The following is a 20538-nucleotide window of genomic DNA, read 5'->3' as shown; positions in this document are numbered from 1 at the left end:
AGTGTTTTTACTAACTTTTGATAAGTGTTGGATAGTTTTTCTATAAAAGTATATAATCTTGTGAGAGAGTGTGTTTTTAAGCCTGTATGAGTTTGATTGCTTATACGAATATGCTCGTTAGGGAAAGAGTTTCGCATGTATTGTCCTAATTGTGGAGCACGCATTGATAACAATATGCAATTTTGCTCAGAATGTGGTAGTCCTGTTCAGACTGTGAATGATTCTGCTCAGCAACAGTCTTTGCAGGAGACGAAAGTTATGCCGGTTCAAGAAACTCAAGTTATGCCGGTTCAAGAGACGCAGGTTATGCCTACTCAGCAATCGCCTCAAGAAGCTTATACTCAAGTATTTAATCAGCAAAATGGTCAGTATACTTCTCAGTCGGCAGTTTCTCAGCCAAATCAAGCTATAGGAAATGCTGATATTGCAGAGACTCAGATGCTGCGAACAGCACCGCAAGGTAATAGCGGTGTAGTTAATCCTGCTTCTCAAATGATGCCTCCTCAGGAAAATGCTGGTGGGAATTTCGGTTTGCCAGCTGGTAAACCTAATTTAGAGCAGAATTTTGTTAATCCAGAATATTCTATGAATCCTCAATTTGCTGGTAATGCTGTTAACAATGCTAGTAATGCTACTGGCATGTCTGAAGCTGCTGGAGTTTCAGAGGTTGCTGAAGCTGCTGATAGTGCAGCTGAATCTGGAGGACTTGCAAAAGGTTTTATTGGTGGTGCTGCAGCTGGAGCTAGTGGTTTTGTCGCTGGTGCTGCAAGTGCCATGTTAAGTGGTTCTGCTGGTGCTGCAGAAAATGCTGCTGCTGGCGCTGCTGCTGGCGCTGCAGGAAATGCTGCTGGTAATATTGCTGGGGCGGCTGGGGCTGCTGCTGCAACTGGGCATGCGGCTGGTTCTGCTATTAAGTCTGTTGCTGATGGAATGTCAAGAGGATCAAGAGGTGCTTCCACTTCTGCACGTAACATAAATAATGGCTTAAGTGGATCTTCTAGTGGCTCTCCTGTTTCAAATGGAGGAGTCCCTGGCAGAATACCTAACGTCGGTGGTGCTCCTACAGGTGCTACTGGTGGTGCTCCTGCAGGTACTCCTAATGTGAATCCTGGCGGAACATACGGTGGATCAAATGCTGGTTTTTATGGCGGTCCATATGGCGGAGCTCCTAATCAAATGAGAGTGCCAGGAGGAGCAGGTAATTTTAATGGAGGAATTCCTTCAGGCTATGGGCCAAATCCTTACGATAAAGAAGCAAGTTCTCGTAGATTAAGAAATACTATTATTGCAATAATTGCAGCAATTGCAGTAATACTTGCTAGCTTGGGCGCGTTTGTATGGTACCGAATGAGTCAAAGCAAGACGAGTTCGGATGTTCAAGGAATTAGCTATAAAACTTTACGAGCTGATTTAATGAAATCAAAGAAGTACAAGGATTATACAGTGAAAATAGTGGATGCGGATGTTTCGCATTATCCTCACGTAAAGCTGTACTTCTCGCTTACTGATAAAAACGGTAAAGCTTTGGAAATTAATTCTCCTACAGCCGCAATCAAAGAGAAGATCGGCGGTGGTAGTGAAGCGGAGCGTGTAATACGTAAAGTTGAACGAATTAAAGATAAACAGAGCGTTAACTACGAAATTGTGTTAGATAAATCTGGTTCCATGGATTCATCTATGAACACTATGCAAGAGACTATGAGTGACTTTGTGCGAACTCTTAACTACAAGAGGGGAGATAAAGCTGAGCTTATATCGTTTGATAATTACATCATGTATATGGCAACATACACTAATGATAAGGATCGTTTATTAAACGGTATTAACAGCATATCTGCAGATGGAGGTACAGCTTTGTACGACGCCTTATACACTGGCGTTACAAATGCTGCAAACCATGAAGGTTTTAACTGCGTTATAGCTTTTACTGATGGTGAAGATAATGCAAGCCGTCATTCTGCAGACGACGTTATTGAGTTAGCTAAAACAAATAACATACCTGTTTACTTAATTGGCACAAGTGATGCTGATTCCAGTATTTTGCAGAATATTGCTAATAAAACAAACGGTTACTTCTGGGATATTAACTCTATTTCAGATATGAATGATATTTTGAAGCGCATCAAAGTAAACCAAGATAACGTTTATTGCCTTGAATATGATTCGGATTCCGGTTCTGATCCTTACAGTGATCGAGTTATTTCTGCTTTAGTTGCTGATTCTAAGGACCATACTTCTGGTGGTATTGGTGACGATTTGTCGTTTAAGCCAGCAAAGAAGAAATACAGCAAAAATAAGTCAAATAAGACTGATCTTGTAATGCATAAAGAAGATGCCACATGGACTCAGGCAAATAACTCTTGCATGAAAGATGGCGGCTTATTGGCTACTGCAAGTACTAAAGAAAAGGAACAGAAGCTTATAGACTTAGCCGAAAAAGAAGGTATAAAGTACGTTTGGATTGGCGGTTATACCTCTGAACGAAGTGATGGAGGAATATTTGCTCATTGGGCAACCGGCGAAGATATGGGTTATGAGAATTGGATGCCTGGAGAGCCAAGTCACACAGATAAAGATGGTGAACCTGAAATGTATATGATGCTGTGGAAGGTTGACGATCAGTGGTCGTGGAACGATCAGCGAGATAATCTGTTTAGTACGCCATATTTGCAGAAAACATTTAGCGGTAAAACAGGTTATGTGTGTGAGGTTAATAAGACTAACTAATAAATCTACGTTTTACGTGTAATGCGAATAAGTGGTGATATTAGTTCGTTGTAAAATATATTTTCTGCTTGCAGTACTTTTATTTAAGTGTTGCAAGCAGAAAATATCTTAGATGATTTTACTTTTTGGTTGCATACATGAATTGTGTGCTCTGTAAATAAAGTTGAGGATAACTATGCGAGACCGTAGAATGCGCAATAGAATGCGTAGTGTTGAAAAAATGAGGCGTCGCAATTCCGCGTATCATAGTAACGATTACGATCAGCAGATAGGCGTATCTAATACTGGCAAACGTATAGCTGTTTTCGTGGTAATTGTTTCTATTATGGCTTTACTTTGTGTAGCTATGATGTTTGCTTTGAAGGTTTTACATTCTGAGTTTTCTTCTAAGACTATACAGTCACGTCAGCAGTCTTCTACTAAAATCAAAATTAATAATGATGCTAAACGTGTAAAGAATAATGATAATAGTAAAAACAAAGCAATAGTTGAAGATAACAGAAACGTCGATACTATCCTCGCAAAAATGACTCTAGAAGATAAAGTTGCGCAAATGTTTATGGTTCGTCCAGAAGATTTAAGCGGATTTAAAGGAGTCGTAACTGCTTCTGGTTCCCAAACTAAACAGTCTTTTGATGCTCTTCCTGTTGGCGGAGTTATGTACAGTGCAGACAATTTGCAGAATAGTAATCAAACTAAAACTATGATTTCTGGATTGCAGAAGATTAGTGAGTCTAGGCTTTCTTTGCCAGCTTTTATTTCAGTTGATGAAGAAGGCGGAACTGTTGCAAGAGTTAGTATAAATAAATCTATGGGTGTTAATAAATCACCAAATATGAGCGATGTTGGCGCTAGTGGTGATGTTAATAATGCTAAAAAAATTGGAAAGTATATGGGATCGTATCTTTCTGATCTTGGTTTTAATGTTGATTTTGCTCCTGTTGCGGATGTTCTTACGAATCCGAGAAATATGCTTATAAAATATCGTTCTTTCGGCTCAGATCCTGCTTTAGTTGCTCGAATGACAAGTGCTTTCAGTAATGGCTTGTGGGATTCGCACGTTTTTGCCACTTATAAGCATTTCCCTGGTCATGGTTCTACCTTTACTGATTCTCATAAAGGAACTACTATTTCTCAGATTACTGAGAGTGAACTAGACAAAACTGATTTAGTTCCATTCAAAGATGCTGTACGAAATGGTGTGAGTTTTATTATGGTAAGTCATGTCTCATATCCTAAAGTTACAGGCGATAATACCCCAGCTAGTATGTCTAAAAAGATTATGACTGATATTGCTCGCGAAAAACTTGGTTATAAGGGCATTTTGATTTCTGACTCTTTAGGAATGGGTGCTATAACGAATAAATACAATTCAGCTGATGCTGCTATTACTGGCATTAAAGCAGGTTTGGATATGCTTTTGTGTCCACAAGATTTACACCAGGCTTACAATGCTGTGATTAATGCTGTTAAAAAGGGAGATATTAGTCAAAGTCGTATTGATCAGTCTGTAAGGCGTATTATTGCTGCAAAATTACGAATAGCTAATAAAAACTAGTTGTTTTGTAAATTTCAGCATGTTTAAATAATGCTCGGCGTTTTGCAAAAATTTTCTTTGCAAAATCCGAGCATTTTTCTTTTTCAATATGCTGATTTTTCCTGTTATATAAAGGATTATTGAGAATTATGATTTTGCTTTAATTTTTTCTGCAAGATTCTGCGAAAAATATTTTTTATAAATTAGATTGCATTTGTACTTTTATAGTGTTAGCATCGATGACAACACAAACAAAGATCGTAATTTTTACGGATTGAGTTTGTGAATTGGCCACACATAGTTAAGTTTTAAGTGCGAAAGGAGCGGATATTATGCGTACTGTTAATGCTGAAGTCCGTAATGCTCGTAGCGCTTTTCGTATGTGGTGGTGGCAGTCTTCTCTTTGGCGTGAGTTTACTCTGAAGTTCTAGAAGCTGCATAAAATTTTAGGCTTGTAAGACCTCCGGGTGAACCCGGGGGTCTTTTTTATATCCAAGCCTATCAATTAATTGCAAATTAGAAATCAACTGAAATAAAACCGGAAAACTAAGTAATTTCTTAAGAAATTTTCAAAAATTGAGATTACTCAAAAGTCAAGGAGAAAGATAATGACAAAAGCAACAAAAGCAACAAAAGCAGAATTAAATTCTGATGATATTGCAATTGCTAAAGACTCTTCAACTATTAAAGAATCAGCTGCAGAAATTTTAGGTAATATGCAAGTAAAGAAGAATGCGCTTGATATTACGTCTCTTGTGCTTGTAGCTGTTCTTTTCGCAGCCGGCTGCATTCTTGATTTTACAGTAGCTAAAATACTTTCTATAGGTGGAAATATTCAACCTGAGTTTGTTATTGCTTCCTTCTGCTTGTCTATTTTGTTACTTCGTCCGAAGGTCTATCAGGGTGCTATTATCGGCGCTCTTGCAGCAACATTAATTCAGATTAATACTTCAGTACCGTTACTTGAGTATGCATGCGATATTCCTGCAGCTACTATTATGACTATTCTTGTTCTCGCTTATGTTCGTTTCTTCCCTAAGGATGCTAATCGTAAAGTAAGCGTATTCCCATTCATTGCAACATTTATTGCTACTTTAATATCTGGTTTAATTTTCGGCATTTGCGCTGCTTTGTTCGTTATTAAGAATCCTAATATGATTCCAATTTTTGCGGTTGTTGTTGCTGGGACTGCAGCTTTTAATGCAGTAATTGTTGAAGTGCTTTACAGCCCACTTAAGCTTATTCTTCACAAGTAATTTTTAAAAATATATTTGCAAGTATTAAAAGGAGATAAAAATGATTAATGCAAATAAAAATAGTGTACAAGTTAAAAACTCTACATCTGCAATATTAGAAGGCAGTGGTGTAAAAAAACGTACGCTTGATATTAATTCACTACTGATTGTAGCTGTTCTTTTCGCAGCCGGCTGCATTCTTGATTTTACTGCTGGTAAAGCTCTTGCTATTGCTGGAAATATTAAGCCTAATTTTTTGATAGCATCATATTGCTTATCTATTTTATTGATTCGTCCAAAAGTGTATCAGGGTGCTATTATCGGCGCTCTTGCAGCAACATTAATGCAAATTACTGCTACTATTCCTTTCATGAATTATTTGTGTGATATTGTTGCAGCTGTTGTTATGACTTTACTAGTTCTTGCTTATGTTCGTTTCTTCCCTAAAGATGCTAATCGTAAAGTAAGCGTATTCCCATTAATAGCAACGTTTATTACAACTGTTGTATCTGGAATGATTTTCGCTTCTGTAGCCTCTACATTTATAATGCATTCTCCTAAGACTATGATTGTTATGGCTCCGATTGTATTTGGAACTGCAGTTTTTAATGCTGTAATTGTTGGAGTTCTTCATACTCCATTGAAATTTGTTATTCGCAAATAAAGTAAATAGATAATTGAAAATTAATTTCAGCATGCGTGAGTTGATGCCAGTCAATATATGATTGGCGTCAACTTGCGTTTGTTGAAGTTGTTTTCAATGTAAAAGGTAAGCGTATCGGCTACCATTAATAATATTGTGCCTATTAGGGTTTGTGAAAAGTTAGGGATTTGTTATGTCTTTTAATGAAGAATCTTCCGCGCTTCATAAAGAAAAAGAGAATGTTGCTGAAGAAACTGGCAGCTCGCAAGTTAGTTGTTCTTTACTTGAACTTGATGAAGTATCTTTTCAGTACTCAAACCGTAGCAGCAGTGATAGTAATAATTCGGATAATGAAACTGAACGTTACGCTTTGAAAAATATTAATTTGAGAGTGGATGAGGGTGAATTTGTTGGAATTATTGGCCCAAGTGGTGCTGGTAAAACAACGCTTGCTTCGCTTTTTTCTGGTGCAATTCCTCATCACTATTCTGGTGTTCTTTCAGGAAGTGTAAAAATAGCGGGTCATGATACTAACAAACTTGCTCTTACAAATATAGCGTGTTTAATTGGTTCAGTAATTCAAGACATAGATGCACAAATGGTTGCCGTAAATGTTGAAGATGAGCTTCTTTTTGGTCTAGAAAATTTTGGAGTATCGCATGAAGAAATACCTAACAGAATAGATGAGGCTTTAGAAACTGTTGGTATTTCTGAGTTAAAGAATCGTGATTTAGACACTCTTTCAGGCGGACAGAAACAAAAAGTTGCTATTGCTGCAATTTTGGCACTTAAACCAAAAGTTATGGTATTAGATGAGCCAACTTGCGCTTTAGATCCTGTTTCATCCAGAACTATTTTTTCTATACTGAGTGATTTAAACAAGAATTTTGGTATTACTATCGTAGTTATAGAGCAGAAAGTTGCATTGCTAAGTGAGTATTGCAAGCGTCTTATAGTTCTTTCTAAAGGAGAACTTGTGCTTGATGCTCCGGTTTCTAAAGCTTTGCAAAATATAGATTTACTTTCAAATGTTGGAATTAATTATCCTAGAACAACGCATTTAGTAAAACAGTTGCAGGATGAAAAAATATGCTCTAATGCAAATCTTCCTGTAGGAGTAGAAGAGACTGTAAATACAATAGTTAATACTATTAATACTGCTGAAAAATATTCCGGTACTTCTGTAACTCAATCTGCTAAAAAAATAAGTGAGTTCGAAACTACTAGAAATAATATTTCTGAAAATTCAACGCCTCGTCTTTCTTTGAAAGAAGTAAGTTTCCAATACAAAAACGGTGTAGAAGCTTTGAATAAAGTATCTTTCGACGCTTACGCTGGAGAATTAGTTGCTTTAGTAGGTCGAAACGGAGCAGGTAAAACTACTATTACTAAACTAATAAACGGTTTACTAAAGCCTACGGAAGGTTCAATATATATTGATTCTGTTAGCACTAAGCCAATGAAAATAAGTCAGATTGCAGCTTATGTGTCTACGCTTTTTCAAAATCCTGATCGACAATTGTGTAAAGAAACTGTTCTTGAAGAAGTATCTTTAAGCTGCACTTTGCTAGGAGATAGTGAAGAAGAAGCTAATAAAAAAGCTATGAAAATTATTGAGGAGCTTAATCTTAATCCTAAAGATAGTCCGTTTATGCTTTCTCGCGGGCAAAGGCAGATGGTAGCTTTGGCTGCAACTGTTGTAACAAAGCCTAAAATTTTACTTCTTGACGAGCCTACTTGCGGACTAGATTATCTTGAATGTATGCGAATTATGCAAGTTGTTGAACGGTTACGCGAAAACGGTTGCTGTGTGATTATGGTATGTCACGATATGGAAGTTGTTCTTGATTTTGCTACAAGACTTGTTGTTGTTAATAATGGAAAACTTGTTTGTGAAGGGTCTTCTAATACTGTGTTTGAGCAGCGTGATGTTTGTGAAGAAGCAGCATTATATCCTCCGCTTTTGTGTGCAGTTTCTCAAGGCTTAGTATCTAAAGGATTCACTCAATGCAAAGGATTGTATGAAAGAAGTGAATTAGTAGAAGCTTTACGAAAAGCCAAATAATAATAGATAGAAGATAGTAGAACAATAAAGGTGATGAGTGTATGCAAACGAGAATTTTAAATTATAATTCAGGCAACACGCTGTTTCATAAAGCTAATCCTATTGCCAAACTTGTACTTGCTATAAGCGTTGTTATAAGCGTATTTTTAGCGCAACAATACACTGTTTTAATTTCGCTCGCTGTGTTAATTCTAATAGGCATGGCTTGTGCTCGAGTTTTTAAAGCTTTATTCCCGCTTGTAAAAGCTATGTTCATACTTTCCTGCGTTATGTTCATTCTTCAAACTGCTATTGCACAAAGCGGAAACTATTTGTTCTTATGGTTCACAAGATATGGTATTGAAATAGGCGTTAAAGCGTCGTTAAGACTTTTCTGTTTTGCTCTTCCTTTGATCAGCGTTCTTAGTGTTACTAAGCTTAATGATTTAGCTAATGCTGTTGTCCAATACTTGCATGTTCCTTACTGCTACGCTTTTACAATTATGACTGCTGTAAGATTTGTGCCAATTTTTGCCTATGAAATGTCGCAGATTACCGAGGCTCAAATGGCTCGTGGTGTTGAATTTGATACAAAAAATCCTTTCAAAAAGCTGAAGTTGATGATGCCTCTTATCGTTCCATTATTGGTTTCGTCAGTTCGTAAAGCGGATAGTTGCGCTTTAGCTGCAGAGGAGAGAGGATTCTATTTACGTACTCGAAAATCTGCTTATAAAAAGTACGTTTTTGGATGGAGAGGTGCTTTTTTGCTTCTTCTTTCTGCTCTTATAATAGCAATGCCAATTGCTGCATCTATTCTGCTTCCAAAGCTTTTCTAAAAGAGGTTTTAACTCGTTATGAACAATACGCGAATACTTATTAAAAGCGTATCTTATTGGGTGAAAGGTGCTAGAGTATACACGCTACCTATCGGTTTAGTTCCGGTACTGATGGCAGTGTCGTTATCTTTAAGAGTGTTAAAAACTAATGGTGTGCAGTTTAGCTCTAATGTTTTACTGCAGTTTATTGTTCAGGCTGTGCTTTGTGCGTGTGTTTCTGTAGGAATGCAAGTTTCTGTAAATTACGCTAATGATTATTGCGATGGTATTCGCGGATTGGATGATAATCGCAATTTAAGATCCGTTCAAGGTCAAAAAAATAAATCTTTATGTGATGTTTCATGGCGTTTAGCAGATGCTGGAATATCTCCTAAAAAAGTTAAGATCGCTATTTTATTAAGTGCAGCATTCGCTTGCGTATGTGGTTTTATAGTCACAGTTTTATCTGGATTATGGTGGATGATTGCGCTGGGTGCGTTTTGTTTGCTTGGAGCATGGTTTTATGCAGGAGGAAAGCATCCGTATGGTTATAGCGGTTGGGGAGAAGTTAGTGCGTTCTTCTTTTTTGGTCCAGTTGCATTTTTAGGAACTCTTTGCGCAATGATTTACTCAGTTGGTATAAGCTCACAAAACGTGCATTTTACTTCACTGATTAATATTATTTCTTGTGTTTTAGTATCTTTTATTCCTGGTGGATATTCTGCATGTTTAATGATGATCAATAATCTTAGAGATATTAACGAAGATAAAAAGCATGGGAAAATTACTGCTATGGCTCGTTTAGGAGAGCGAAACGGTAGAATTTTAGCATCTTTGCAAGTGGCTTTGTTTACTACTATTGCTATTGCGTATGTATTTTTTGCAGTTGTTAAATCTACTTTTTTGCCTTCTATATGGGTGATTGGTGATGTATCAAAATTAAATGCTAGTAAAAGTTCAAACTTACTATTTTTGTTCTTATTTGTTATCTTAACAATTGTTCTACTTTTAATTATTTTACTGATAATTATGAAAGCGCGCGTGCTTATTAAGAGCTTGTTAGAAGGCAATTATCGTAATTCTTTTGGCATGTGTGTTCTATCTGCTCTACTTGGAGCTTTAGCTTTTATCTTAGCTGCTTTTATTGGTTAAAACCTATATAATTCAAGGATTTTGGACGTGTCTTATACATGCTTGAGGGTAAAATCTACAGAACAGTATGACGCGTGCGCAAGCTAAACGCTGATAGTTTCGTTTGTGCATAGTGTTGTGCGTGGGATTATTTGTGAATATGGGTGTTTGCGCTTACTATGCAAAGATAAGCATGGCGATGCTGCCCTGAGGCCTGTGTTAAGGAAAGAGGTTTGTATGTCTTTGGCGGACGTAAACAATGAGTTGGGTGATGAAATGCCTGTAGTTCTTAGTGATGATGAAATACGTGAAGCTGCGAATGCAGAAGACTCTGAGGGGAATGAATCTAAGTCTTCTAAAGAAAATAGTGTACGCACTGTTGTTGTTGCTGAAGATGAAGCAGTTAACCGTATGGATTTAGTTGCAATGCTTGAAGATAACAATTATAAAGTTGTTGGGCAGGCTGCTAATGGAGAGGAAGCTATTGAACTTACTCGCACTTATCGTCCTGATGTAGTGTGCATGGATGTAAAAATGCCTGTTGTTGATGGTATTACTGCAGCTGCAACAATATGTGATGAAAATATTGCTCCAGTTGTTATGCTTACTGCATTTTCTCAAGCAGACTTAGTAAAGCAGGCAACTGGTGCTGGAGCAATGGCATATGTAACTAAGCCGTATGAAGAGTCTAAGTTACTTCCAGCTTTGGAAGTTGCTATGGGACGTTTCAGTGAAATAAATGATTTGTTAGATAGTGTAGAGCGTACGGAAAGCAAGCTACAGGATGCTCAAGATCAGTTACGTAAAACTGAAGAGAAGCTAAAGAAAGCGGAAGATACTCTTGAAGAGAGAAAACTTGTTGATAGAGCAAAAGGTTTGCTTATGGACAAAGCAGGTTTCTCTGAGCAGGGCGCTTTCCGCTGGATTCAAAAGACTTCTATGGATCAGAGAATTCCTAAGAAGCGTTTAGCCATGGCAATTATTGCTAAATATAGTGATGATAAGCCTAGTAGTTCTGCCGAAGCGTGACCTAAATTAAACTAGTAATAAGTTTTCTAAATTTAGTAACAAGCAATAATTGATTAATAAACATATTTGAGAATACGGAATGCAGGTGGGTTGCCAGAAGTGAGTACCGACGTCGTCACAGAATCTTCATTAAATGAGTATGTAGCAAAAGAGACGTTGTTGGTTGTAGATGGCCACTCTCTTGCATTCCGTGCTTTTTATGCGGTTGCTGCAGATAACTTTTCTACGAGATCAGGTCAAGCCACTAATGCTATCTGGGGTTTTGTTACTATGCTTTCTCAAGTTATTGAGAAAAAGCATCCTGATAAGCTTGCTATAGCCTTCGACATTAAAGGTGGAACTTTTAGAAATAAATTGCTTCCTCAGTATAAAGCTACTAGAGATGCAACACCAGAAGAACTTCTTACGCAGCTTCCAATAATCCAAAAAATGTTGGATGCATTGGGTGTAACTTACATAGTAAAAACTGGTTATGAAGGTGACGACATTATAGGAACTCTAGCTACAATGGGTTCCGAAGCTGGATACAAAACATTAGTGTTGTCTGGTGATCGTGACGCATTTCAGTTAATTAATGACAATATTACTGTGTTGTATCCTGGTCATCATTTTAAAGATCTTAAAGAGATGGATGCTGAAGCTGTGGAGGAAAAATATCATGTAACACCTTCACAATACCCAGATTTAGCAGCGTTGCGAGGTGAAACTTCAGATAATATTCCTGGAGTTCCTGGAGTAGGCGATGGGTATGCAGCTAAGTGGCTTCAGCAATTTGGTAATTTGCAAGGGGTTCTTGATCACGCTAATGAAATCTCTGGTAAAAAAGGAGAGTCTTTAAGAGAAAATATAGATCAAGTGTTATTAAATCGTAAAGTTAATGCGCTTGTTTGTGATTTGGATCTTGGCGTTAGTGTTAACGAATTAGACTATGGTAATGTTCATGCAGATGAATTAGGAAAGTTACTTACTCAACTAGAGTTTGGTGACGCTAAAAAACGTAAGATTTTAAAAACTTTTAGTAAAGGCAATAAATTAGATATCGATTCGTCTATTAGAATTATGGAATCTGCTTGCAATGATGCGAATTCTGAAAATATAAGCGAGAACATTGATTCTAACTTATGTGACGATATGAATCGTTTCCAAGAAATCGTAGATAGCATAAGCGTAGTAAGAATCAAATCTAAAGAAGATGTAGAACAGTGGTCTAAACATCTTAGCGATACCACCGGCTCGTATATTAGTGAGATAGAAAAAAATAGTGGTAAAAAATCTTTAGAAGAAGAAAATAGTAATTCTACTATTTTCATAAATTCTGATCTTACTTGCTACAAGCCTTTAAAAGATAGAAAAGAAATAATCTTATACGCTCAAACTAGACCTGGTGTAGATAGCCCTAGTTTGCGTGCTAATTCAATAGTTATGCTAGCAGGAAATAAAGCTGCAATAGTGAACGCTAGCGACTTAAAAAATAGTAGTGAGATTATTTCACAATTACGTGCTTTAATACAAAAATACATTCCAATAACAATTGTTTATGATTATAAAAAGACTTTGGGGCTTTTAAATTCATTAGCATTGTATTGCACTAAAGAATATGATGATTCTATAAAAAGTGACATTAATCCTCTTATTGATACTCGACTTGCTGCATATTTAGTGGAACCTGATTTTACTGCCGAGAGTATAGAAAGTTTGGCTGAACATTTTCTTGATATACGGTTAGAAGGCTCACAAGATCTTGCGAATACAGCTGAGCAAGGCGAGTTAGATATACTCTCGTATGATAATGATGAATCTCAAAATAGTGATGACGATATTAGTCTTCAAAAAGAAAAGCAGCTTCTACAGACAGCTATGCTTATTCTTTTTTTGTCTAGATATTTTGCGCCTAAACTTGATGCTCGTAAGCAAACTGGTCTTATGGTAAACCTTGAAATGCCTGTTTCTAGAGTTTTGCGCAAAATGGAAGATGTTGGTGCTGCTGTAGACATGAGGCGTTTGCTTGACATGCGCAATAAATTTGTAGCTGATTCTGAATTTGCTCAAAATCTTGCATGGGATATTGCTGGTGATCGCGTTAATTTACAGAGTCCAAAGCAGTTGCGTAAGACTATTTTTGAAGATATGGGTTTGAAACCTACTCGTAGAACTAAGAATGGCTCTTATACTACGAATGCTGAAGCTCTACAAGCTATGTATGCGAAGCTTGATCCAGAAGAAAAACCTAGCCAATTTTTGGGAGCTTTGCTTAAATATCGTGAAACTAATAAGTTAAAGCAGATTGTGCAAAGTCTTATAGATGCAACTAATTTGCATGATACTCGTATTCATACTACTTTTGAGCAAACGGTTGCTTCTACTGGACGTTTAAGTTCGTCGGATCCTAATTTGCAAAATATACCTAATCGTAATGCTATTGGTAGGGAAATTCGTGCAGCTTTTGTTCCAGGTGAAGGATACGAGTCTTTGATGAGTTGTGATTATTCGCAAGTTGAGTTGCGAATAATGGCTCATGCTTCTTCAGACGAGTCATTAATTAAAGCTTTCTGCTCGGGTGTTGATTTTCATAAATATGTGGCAAGCCTTGTTTATAACATTCCTATGGAAGAAGTTAGTGCAGATCAGCGAAGTCACGTAAAAGCTATGAGTTACGGTCTTGCGTATGGTTTAAGTACTTACGGTTTGGCTAAACAGCTGGGTATTACGCCTGCTGAAGCTGAAGTGCTCAAAAATAAGTATTTTAGTACATTCGGCAATGTTCACGACTATCTTGAATCTTTAGTAGATAAAGCGCGAAAACTAGGGTATACAGAAACAATGTTTGGTAGAAGACGCTACTTCCCGCAGTTATCTTCTGCAAATAGGGTTGCGCGTGAAGCCGCTGAGAGGGGAGCTTTAAACGCTCCAATACAGGGAACTGCAGCGGATATTATGAAAATTGCCATGATTCGTGTAGATGAAAATCTTAAAAAAGCTAATGTAGCAAGTCGTGTAATCTTGCAAATTCATGACGAATTAGTCTTAGAAATTGCTCAAGGAGAAGAGCAGCAGGTTGAATCTATCGTTCGTGAAGCAATGGAACATGCTGTGGAGCTTAAAGTTCCGCTGAATGTTTCAACAGGAGTTGGTGCGGATTGGCAGTTGGCTGCGCATTAAAGATACTTGAAATTATGTATGTTTTTAGAAGCATTTGATTGTTATAGTAGAGTATTAACAGTGTTGTTTTATTTGTGCGTATTTAGTGCAAGTAAGATGCAGAACTAAGTTATAGAGAGGAAGATTTATGACTACGTTATATCAAACAGTTCAGGCACTTGAATCATTGTATCCATTAAAGAATGCGGAATCGTGGGATGCTCCTGGATTAATAGTAGGTGATTTGTCTTCCCAGGTTCATCGAATTGTTTGCGTTTCTGATCCTACACTAGCTACGGTTCGTAGAGCTTGCGGTATGGATGGTGATTTGCTTATAACGCATCATCCGCTTTTTTATAAGCCTGTACATGAAGTCTCTGGCAATGGTGTTAGAGGTGAGATTGTACGCTATTTGGTAGAGAGTCACTGCGCATTGTGGGTTGGTCATACTAACGCTGATGTTGCCTGGCGTGGTGTTGCTCACGCTGCTGCTGATTATTTTGGATTACAATATTTGCATCCGCTTGTTCCTTCGAAAGACACTGATTTGTACGGTAGAGAAGTCGGTATTGGACGAGTTGGTGAGCTTCCTGCACCTATGGCTTTACGCGATTTTGCTCAGAGAGTGTTTGATGCTTTGCCACAAACACAAGTTGGCGTACAAGTTTGCGGTGATATTAATACTATGGTTCGTCGTGTTGCAGTTGTTCCTGGATCTGGTGACTCATACTTGGATAAGGTACGAGAGTGCGAAGCTGACGTGTATGTTACTAGCGATATGAGGCATCATCCTACTTTGGATTCGATTGAGCGTTCACGTTACGAATTACAGTTACGACAGTCTTGCGGCTTAATGAACGAAACAAATAATAGGGTTCGACCTGCTATAATAAACACTTCTCACAGTGCTATAGAATCTTTATGGTTCAACTATGCAATACCAGATATTGCAGATGCTGTTGAGAATGTTTCTGGAGCTAGACCAGAAGTTACTTGGTTTGGTATTGCGTGCGATCCTTGGAATTACGTTATACATTAGTTGTTTCGTGTTTTGCATGAAATACGTGTAGTTTTCCAAATTTTAGTTAAGTTTTTACAAATAACGCCGACACTGTTATGAAACTTTAGCGAATATATGAGATACTGTAACTATGCAGATTAGACCAGGATCTATGTATCCGCTTGGAGCCAATTATGATGGTGCCGGCGTGAATTTTGCGCTGTTTTCCGAAGTTGCAAAGCGCGTTGAATTATGCTTGTTTGATGAGCAGGATAATGAAACTCGTATCGATATGATCGAGCAGAATTCCTATGTGTGGCATGTTTATGTGTCTGGAATTCAGCCAGGTCAAAGATATGGTTATCGTGTTCATGGCCCTTATGACCCTGCTCATGGTTTGTGGTGTAATCCACACAAATTACTTCTTGACCCTTATGCGAAGGCTATAGAAGGAAATATTGATGGCGATGAAAGCTTGTTCTCATACTGGTTCAATAATCCAGATGATGTTACAGCAATGAATACTTTAGATTCAGCGCCTCATACCATGAAAGCAGCGGTTATTAACCCATATTTCGATTGGGGTAATGATCAGCATCCAATGATTCCTTACCATGATTGTGTTATTTATGAAGCACATGTTCGTGGTATGACTAATTTGGATCGCAAAGTTCCTCCTGAAATTCGTGGAACGTACGCTGGTTTAGCTCATCCAGATGTTATAGCGTATCTGAAAAAGCTTGGTGTTACAGCTATTGAGCTAATGCCTATTCATCAGTTCGTAAATGATTCTTTCCTGCAGAATAAAGGGCTGAGTAACTATTGGGGTTATAACACAATTGGATTCTTTGCTCCGCAAAATTCTTATTCAAGTTCTGGACAGCGTGGCGAGCAGGTGAATGAGTTTAAATCCATGGTAAAGGCTTATCATGCTGCTGGAATGGAAGTTATTCTTGATGTTGTTTACAACCACACTGCAGAAGGTAATGACCGTGGTCCTACATTGAGTTTCCGTGGAATAGACAATCGTGCTTATTACCGTCTTGTAGATAATGATCAGCGTCATTATTTTGATACTACAGGTACTGGAAATTCTCTGTTGATGCGTTCGCCTAAAGCTTTGCGTTTAATTACCGACAGTTTGCGATATTGGGTTACGCAAATGCATGTTGATGGTTTCCGTTTCGATTTGGCTGCTACTTTGGCTCGACAGTTCCAGGAAGTTGATAAGCTTTCCGCATTCTTCGATATTATTGAGCAGGATCCTATAATTTCTAATGTTAAGCTTATTGCTGAGCCTTGGGATATTGGCGTAGGTGGCTACCAGGTGGGTGGTTTCCCTGCAAGTTGGTCTGAATGGAATGGCCGATATCGTGATTGTGTACGTGATTTTTGGCGTTCTCAACCTTCGACTTTACCTGAGTTCGCTAGTCGTTTAATGGGTAGTTCTGATTTATATGAGCAGAATGGTCGTAAACCTGTTGCTTCTGTAAACTTTATAACTGCTCATGATGGTTTTACTATGAACGATTTAGTGAGCTATAACGAGAAACATAATGAAGCCAATAAGGAAGGCAATAGGGACGGAGCAAACGATAATCGTTCGTGGAATTGCGGCGTAGAAGGTCCAACAAATATTCACGATGTTAATGAGTTGCGTGAGAGACAAATTCGTAATTTGTTCTCTACTTTACTTGTAAGCCAGGGTATACCTATGATTTGTGCTGGAGACGAAGTTATGCGTACTCAGCACGGTAATAATAATGCTTACTGCCAAGATAATAGCATTTCGTGGATGAGTTGGAATTACGACGAAACTCAGCGTGATATGTTTGATTTCGTTTCAAAGTTAATTCATTTGCGTTTGAGTCATCCTGTTTTGCATCGTCGTAGATTCTTTACAGGCAGATCTGCAAGTGATGACGTGTCCGATATTCCACAAGTAGAGTGGCTTGATCATAACGGTACAGTTATGGACATGGAAGACTGGTCAAATACTCATGCGCTTTCAGTAATGGTTTATTTGAACGGTTCTGACATTCCAGAAACAGACTGGTATGGAAGCAGAATGGTTGATAATGATTTTATCCTCATATTTAACGCACATTATGAGCCAATTACTTTCACTCTTCCAGATAAACGTTATGGTGAAAAATGGACTCTTGTTGTAGATACTAATAATCCTAAAGGTCCAGAATTGCATTATGAGGCAGGTTTCAATATTGTCGCTCACTCTAGGAGCTTTATGCTTTTAATGAGCGAGAGCAAACCTGAACATCCTATGGATTAACTGTAATCAATTTTATTAAATAAAAGTAAGGCGGATGGTATTAATCATCCGCCTTATTAGTTTTTATTTATTAATTTTGATATCTATGAATTGGCTTTAAGTTTTTCATCCAAGGCTTGAGAAATAAGCGTTCTGTTAATTTTCGATTGCAATCTATCGCTTTCCATTGCAGCAACTTGACGTGAGAACACAATAATCCAACCCAGGAAAAGCATGCATGATAAAGCTTCAACATTTGTAAGAGTATTATTGCCCTTAATCCACTGGCTTCCAGCCCATGATGTTAGTAATACAGCCAAATCTGATGCTATGTAAAAAGTTTTTGAAAGCTGTGGAGCAAGCCAAGGTAGAAATATTAGCATAGTGCAAATCAGCCCTGTAACTCCTCTTGCGCAGGTGTCGTGCAGAACTGGGTGAGGAGTGTATCGGAACGTACCAATACCAATAAAAGCTATACCGCCAAGTATAAGCAGCATTGCCATAATTCCTGTACGAATGTAGAAGTGTCGTGGCGAACGTTTTTTATCGTTTTGATAAACTTGTTCTCTCTGAGTAGCTATGAATTCTGAAACCGCAAAGTAACTTGTAATAATAATGCATATTCCGGAAAGTATTAAAGTTGCGTTAAACATGCTGGCTGCAAATGTTGTGCGGTCACCTAGTTGAGAGAAGTTGTTGTTATACCAGTATGGATCGTCAGAGGTAAGTCCTGCTGTTGCTGCTCCTGAAATTACGAAAAGTGGTAGCAAAGAAGCTACAGTTTTTGCTTCCAGCAATTCTGCTTGAACTAAAGTTGCGTATCCTACAATTCCAGAAAGTGCAGAGCATAAAACGGGAAGATAACTGTTAACAACAGCCCTACCAACGATGCTATTTATAATAGATAGCATCGCAAAAGACATAAGAAACATTGTTGCGCCGTAAATAGTTGATAACGCAACTAATTCAAAAACGTGCTTAGCAATTCTAAAGATTTTTTGTTCATTAAAGAAATAGTTGGTTCGCAAATATCCTACCGCAAAAGTGCACATACTGCATGCTGCTACGATACCTGATGTTACGCTAAATAATCTTTGACTTACTAGCCATATAGGAGGCATAGCAGACATGTACCATGATATTACGGCTATACTAATTACTGCGCATACTAAGAAAGCAATAAGTCCCGCAGCTTCAGCGCGTTGAAAACGTCCCATATCGATCCTTGCTAGTTGTAAGTCTTTTACTATTTTAGCTTGTTATATCGTATTTATAACAGTTTTGTGTGAATAGTTGAATTATTTGTACTGAAAATATTACAAATTTATAGTGTGTCGTGGTTTGCGTTTGTCGAAAATCTGCGCTAATATAGTCAATTGTGCTCAGAAGCCATGGTTATGGTTTTGAAGCCTCGGGGTGTAGCGCAGTTTGGTAGCGCGCCTGCTTTGGGAGCAGGATGTCGCAGGTTCGAATCCTGTCACCCCGACTTTTTTATATCTAATGAAATATTCGTATTTTGCTTTTTTATTCTTATTCATCCGTACATATTTATAGATAGTATTCATAGTATGAGTGATATTAACGATACTGCGGATTGCACTACTTCTTGGAAAGCACCGTGTGCTAATCATCAATTAAAAGCTTTTATTGAGGTTCCTGGTAGTAAATCATTATCGAATCGTTATTTAATTTTGGCAGCGATAGGTACAAAACCTGTAGTTTTACGAGGATTATTGCGCTCGAGAGACACAGAGCTTATGATTAACGCTTTATCTACATTCGGAGTTAAATGTGAGTCGCTAAATGAAGATGGCACTAAACTTCGCGTAATTCCTCCAGAAGACGGAATTTTTAGAGTTCCAGATAATGCTGAAGTGTATTGCGGTTTAGCTGGAACTGTAATGCGCTTTGTTACAGCTTTAGCTTTATTTGCAAATAAAGCTGTGAGATTTGACGGAGACAAACAAGCTTACGCTCGTCCTATGAAGCCAGTTCTTGACGGCTTAGAGCAGCTTGGTGCTCGTGTAGAGTATCACGGAGAGGATGGTTTTCTACCTTTTACTATTACTCCTCCTGCGATTGAATCTAGAATAAATGATTTTTCTGGAAAAGTTGTGCAAATTGATTCTTCTTCATCATCACAATTTATTTCTGCGCTGCTTCTGATTGGCTCGCGTATACATGGGGATTTAATTCTTAAGCATACGGGATCAACATTGCCAAGTATGCCGCATATTCGTATGACTATGGACGATATTTGCAAAGCTGGTGGTGTTGTAAATATGACTAGCAACGCAATATGGCATGTTAAAGAGAGCAAAATAGCTTTAGCGGATACTGTTACTATAGAGCCTGATCTTTCTAATGCTGCGCCATTTTTAGGAGCGGCTTTGATTAATGCAGGAAGAGTCAGCATACCTAATTGGCCGCTTTCAACAACTCAACCTGGGGGATTGCTTCCTGGAATATTAGAGAAAATGGGCGCAAAAGTTAGTTTTGAAAAAACAAGCGATGACGCTGGAATAATGCATGTTGAAAGCGATGGTGTGATTAATGCAATTCCGTATCTTGATTTGAGTGCAGCAGGGGAGATTGCTCCGAGTATTGCAGCAATTCTTGCGTTTGCGGATGGGCCAAGTGAACTTCATGGCATTGCGCATTTGCGAGGTCATGAGACGAATCGTTTGCAAGCTTTAGTTAAGGAATTGAATCGAGTTGGGATTGGTGCTAAAGAGCTTGAAGATGGCATTCGTATTGAGCCAAATAATCATATGCATGGGGAAGTGATGGAAACTTATGCAGATCATCGCATGGCAACTTTTGCTGCAATGTTAGGTTTGCGCATAACTGGTATTTACGTGAAAAACATTGAAACCACGCGCAAAACAATCCCTGATTTTCCAGGAATGTGGCATAAAATGCTTGAATAATAAATAATCCCGGGTCAAAAGGCTCGGGATTATTTATTAT

13 protein-coding genes and 1 tRNA gene are annotated in these 20538 nt (G+C 38.0%); 13 read left to right on the top strand and 1 reads right to left on the bottom strand.

All coding sequences use genetic code 11. The features are described 5' to 3' along the window. Window positions 1-135 precede the first annotated feature (135 nt). From ACNEUN_RS04420 to glgX, 11 genes are all read left to right on the top strand, one after another. Window positions 136-2727 carry a VWA domain-containing protein gene (locus ACNEUN_RS04420; RefSeq protein WP_463631081.1) on the top strand — a complete coding sequence of 864 codons (2592 nt, stop codon included), beginning with the start codon at window positions 136-138 and terminating at the stop codon, window positions 2725-2727. A 220-nt stretch (window positions 2728-2947) separates the two neighbouring features. After that, a complete protein-coding gene (locus ACNEUN_RS04415) occupies window positions 2948-4285 on the top strand; it encodes a glycoside hydrolase family 3 protein (RefSeq protein ID WP_463631080.1) in 1338 nt (445 codons plus the stop codon). 695 nt (window positions 4286-4980) lie between these two features. Further along, on the top strand, window positions 4981-5520 hold the full coding sequence (locus tag ACNEUN_RS04410; protein WP_463631105.1) for a tryptophan transporter: 540 nt from the start codon (window positions 4981-4983) through the stop codon (window positions 5518-5520). Window positions 5521-5560: 40 nt separating this feature from the next. Beyond that, window positions 5561-6163: a tryptophan transporter gene (locus tag ACNEUN_RS04405; protein WP_463631078.1), complete on the top strand. Its 603-nt coding sequence runs from the start codon at window positions 5561-5563 to the stop codon at window positions 6161-6163. Window positions 6164-6335: 172 nt separating this feature from the next. Further along, window positions 6336-8207: an ABC transporter ATP-binding protein gene (locus ACNEUN_RS04400; protein ID WP_463631076.1), complete on the top strand. Its 1872-nt coding sequence runs from the start codon at window positions 6336-6338 to the stop codon at window positions 8205-8207. A 41-nt stretch (window positions 8208-8248) separates the two neighbouring features. After that, on the top strand, window positions 8249-9022 hold the full coding sequence (locus ACNEUN_RS04395) for an energy-coupling factor transporter transmembrane component T family protein (protein ID WP_427876732.1): 774 nt from the start codon (window positions 8249-8251) through the stop codon (window positions 9020-9022). Between the two features lie 39 nt (window positions 9023-9061). Next, entirely contained in the window at window positions 9062-10153 is a 1092-nt protein-coding gene (gene menA, locus ACNEUN_RS04390; protein WP_463631103.1) for a 1,4-dihydroxy-2-naphthoate octaprenyltransferase, read from the top strand. 216 nt (window positions 10154-10369) lie between these two features. Continuing rightward, window positions 10370-11161, top strand: a complete 792-nt coding sequence (locus ACNEUN_RS04385; RefSeq protein WP_463631074.1) for an ANTAR domain-containing response regulator — start codon at window positions 10370-10372, stop codon at window positions 11159-11161. A 99-nt stretch (window positions 11162-11260) separates the two neighbouring features. Next, entirely contained in the window at window positions 11261-14320 is a 3060-nt protein-coding gene (gene polA / locus ACNEUN_RS04380; protein ID WP_463631072.1) for a DNA polymerase I, read from the top strand. Window positions 14321-14447: 127 nt separating this feature from the next. After that, the gene (locus tag ACNEUN_RS04375) at window positions 14448-15338 is read left to right on the top strand and encodes a Nif3-like dinuclear metal center hexameric protein (RefSeq protein ID WP_463631070.1); all 891 of its coding nucleotides are present in this window, start codon (window positions 14448-14450) and stop codon (window positions 15336-15338) included. Between the two features lie 112 nt (window positions 15339-15450). Beyond that, the gene (gene glgX / locus ACNEUN_RS04370; RefSeq protein ID WP_463631068.1) at window positions 15451-17589 is read left to right on the top strand and encodes a glycogen debranching protein GlgX; all 2139 of its coding nucleotides are present in this window, start codon (window positions 15451-15453) and stop codon (window positions 17587-17589) included. A gap of 83 nt (window positions 17590-17672) precedes the next feature. Here the strand turns inward: glgX and ACNEUN_RS04365 are convergent, their stop codons facing one another. Further along, window positions 17673-18785, bottom strand: coding sequence for an ABC transporter permease (locus ACNEUN_RS04365; protein WP_463631066.1), 1113 nt, complete (start codon window positions 18783-18785; stop codon window positions 17673-17675). 195 nt (window positions 18786-18980) lie between these two features. Here ACNEUN_RS04365 and ACNEUN_RS04360 point away from each other — a divergent pair. Beyond that, window positions 18981-19054: transfer RNA gene (locus tag ACNEUN_RS04360), tRNA-Pro, on the top strand. A gap of 82 nt (window positions 19055-19136) precedes the next feature. Further along, window positions 19137-20498 (top strand): 3-phosphoshikimate 1-carboxyvinyltransferase, encoded by a 1362-nt coding sequence (gene aroA / locus ACNEUN_RS04355; RefSeq protein ID WP_463631064.1) that lies wholly within the window; start codon window positions 19137-19139, stop codon window positions 20496-20498. Window positions 20499-20538: the final 40 nt, after the last annotated feature.

Source organism: Gardnerella sp. C0684A1 (genome assembly GCF_055326835.1).
This window is presented reverse-complemented; position numbering and strand designations above follow the sequence as displayed.

Bases quoted from the DNA above. Each gene is read 5' to 3' on its own strand.
- ACNEUN_RS04420 (WP_463631081.1), top strand. From the start codon at position 136: ATGTATTGTCCTAATTGTGGAGCACGCATTGATAACAATATGCAATTT.
- ACNEUN_RS04415 (WP_463631080.1), top strand. From the start codon at position 2,948: ATGAGGCGTCGCAATTCCGCGTATCATAGTAACGATTACGATCAGCAG.
- ACNEUN_RS04410 (WP_463631105.1), top strand. From the start codon at position 4,981: ATGCAAGTAAAGAAGAATGCGCTTGATATTACGTCTCTTGTGCTTGTA.
- ACNEUN_RS04405 (WP_463631078.1), top strand. From the start codon at position 5,561: ATGATTAATGCAAATAAAAATAGTGTACAAGTTAAAAACTCTACATCT.
- ACNEUN_RS04400 (WP_463631076.1), top strand. From the start codon at position 6,336: ATGTCTTTTAATGAAGAATCTTCCGCGCTTCATAAAGAAAAAGAGAAT.
- ACNEUN_RS04395 (WP_427876732.1), top strand. From the start codon at position 8,249: ATGCAAACGAGAATTTTAAATTATAATTCAGGCAACACGCTGTTTCAT.
- ACNEUN_RS04385 (WP_463631074.1), top strand. From the start codon at position 10,370: ATGTCTTTGGCGGACGTAAACAATGAGTTGGGTGATGAAATGCCTGTA.
- ACNEUN_RS04375 (WP_463631070.1), top strand. From the start codon at position 14,448: ATGACTACGTTATATCAAACAGTTCAGGCACTTGAATCATTGTATCCA.
- glgX (WP_463631068.1), top strand. From the start codon at position 15,451: ATGCAGATTAGACCAGGATCTATGTATCCGCTTGGAGCCAATTATGAT.
- ACNEUN_RS04365 (WP_463631066.1), bottom strand. From the start codon at position 18,785: ATGGGACGTTTTCAACGCGCTGAAGCTGCGGGACTTATTGCTTTCTTA.
- aroA (WP_463631064.1), top strand. From the start codon at position 19,137: ATGAGTGATATTAACGATACTGCGGATTGCACTACTTCTTGGAAAGCA.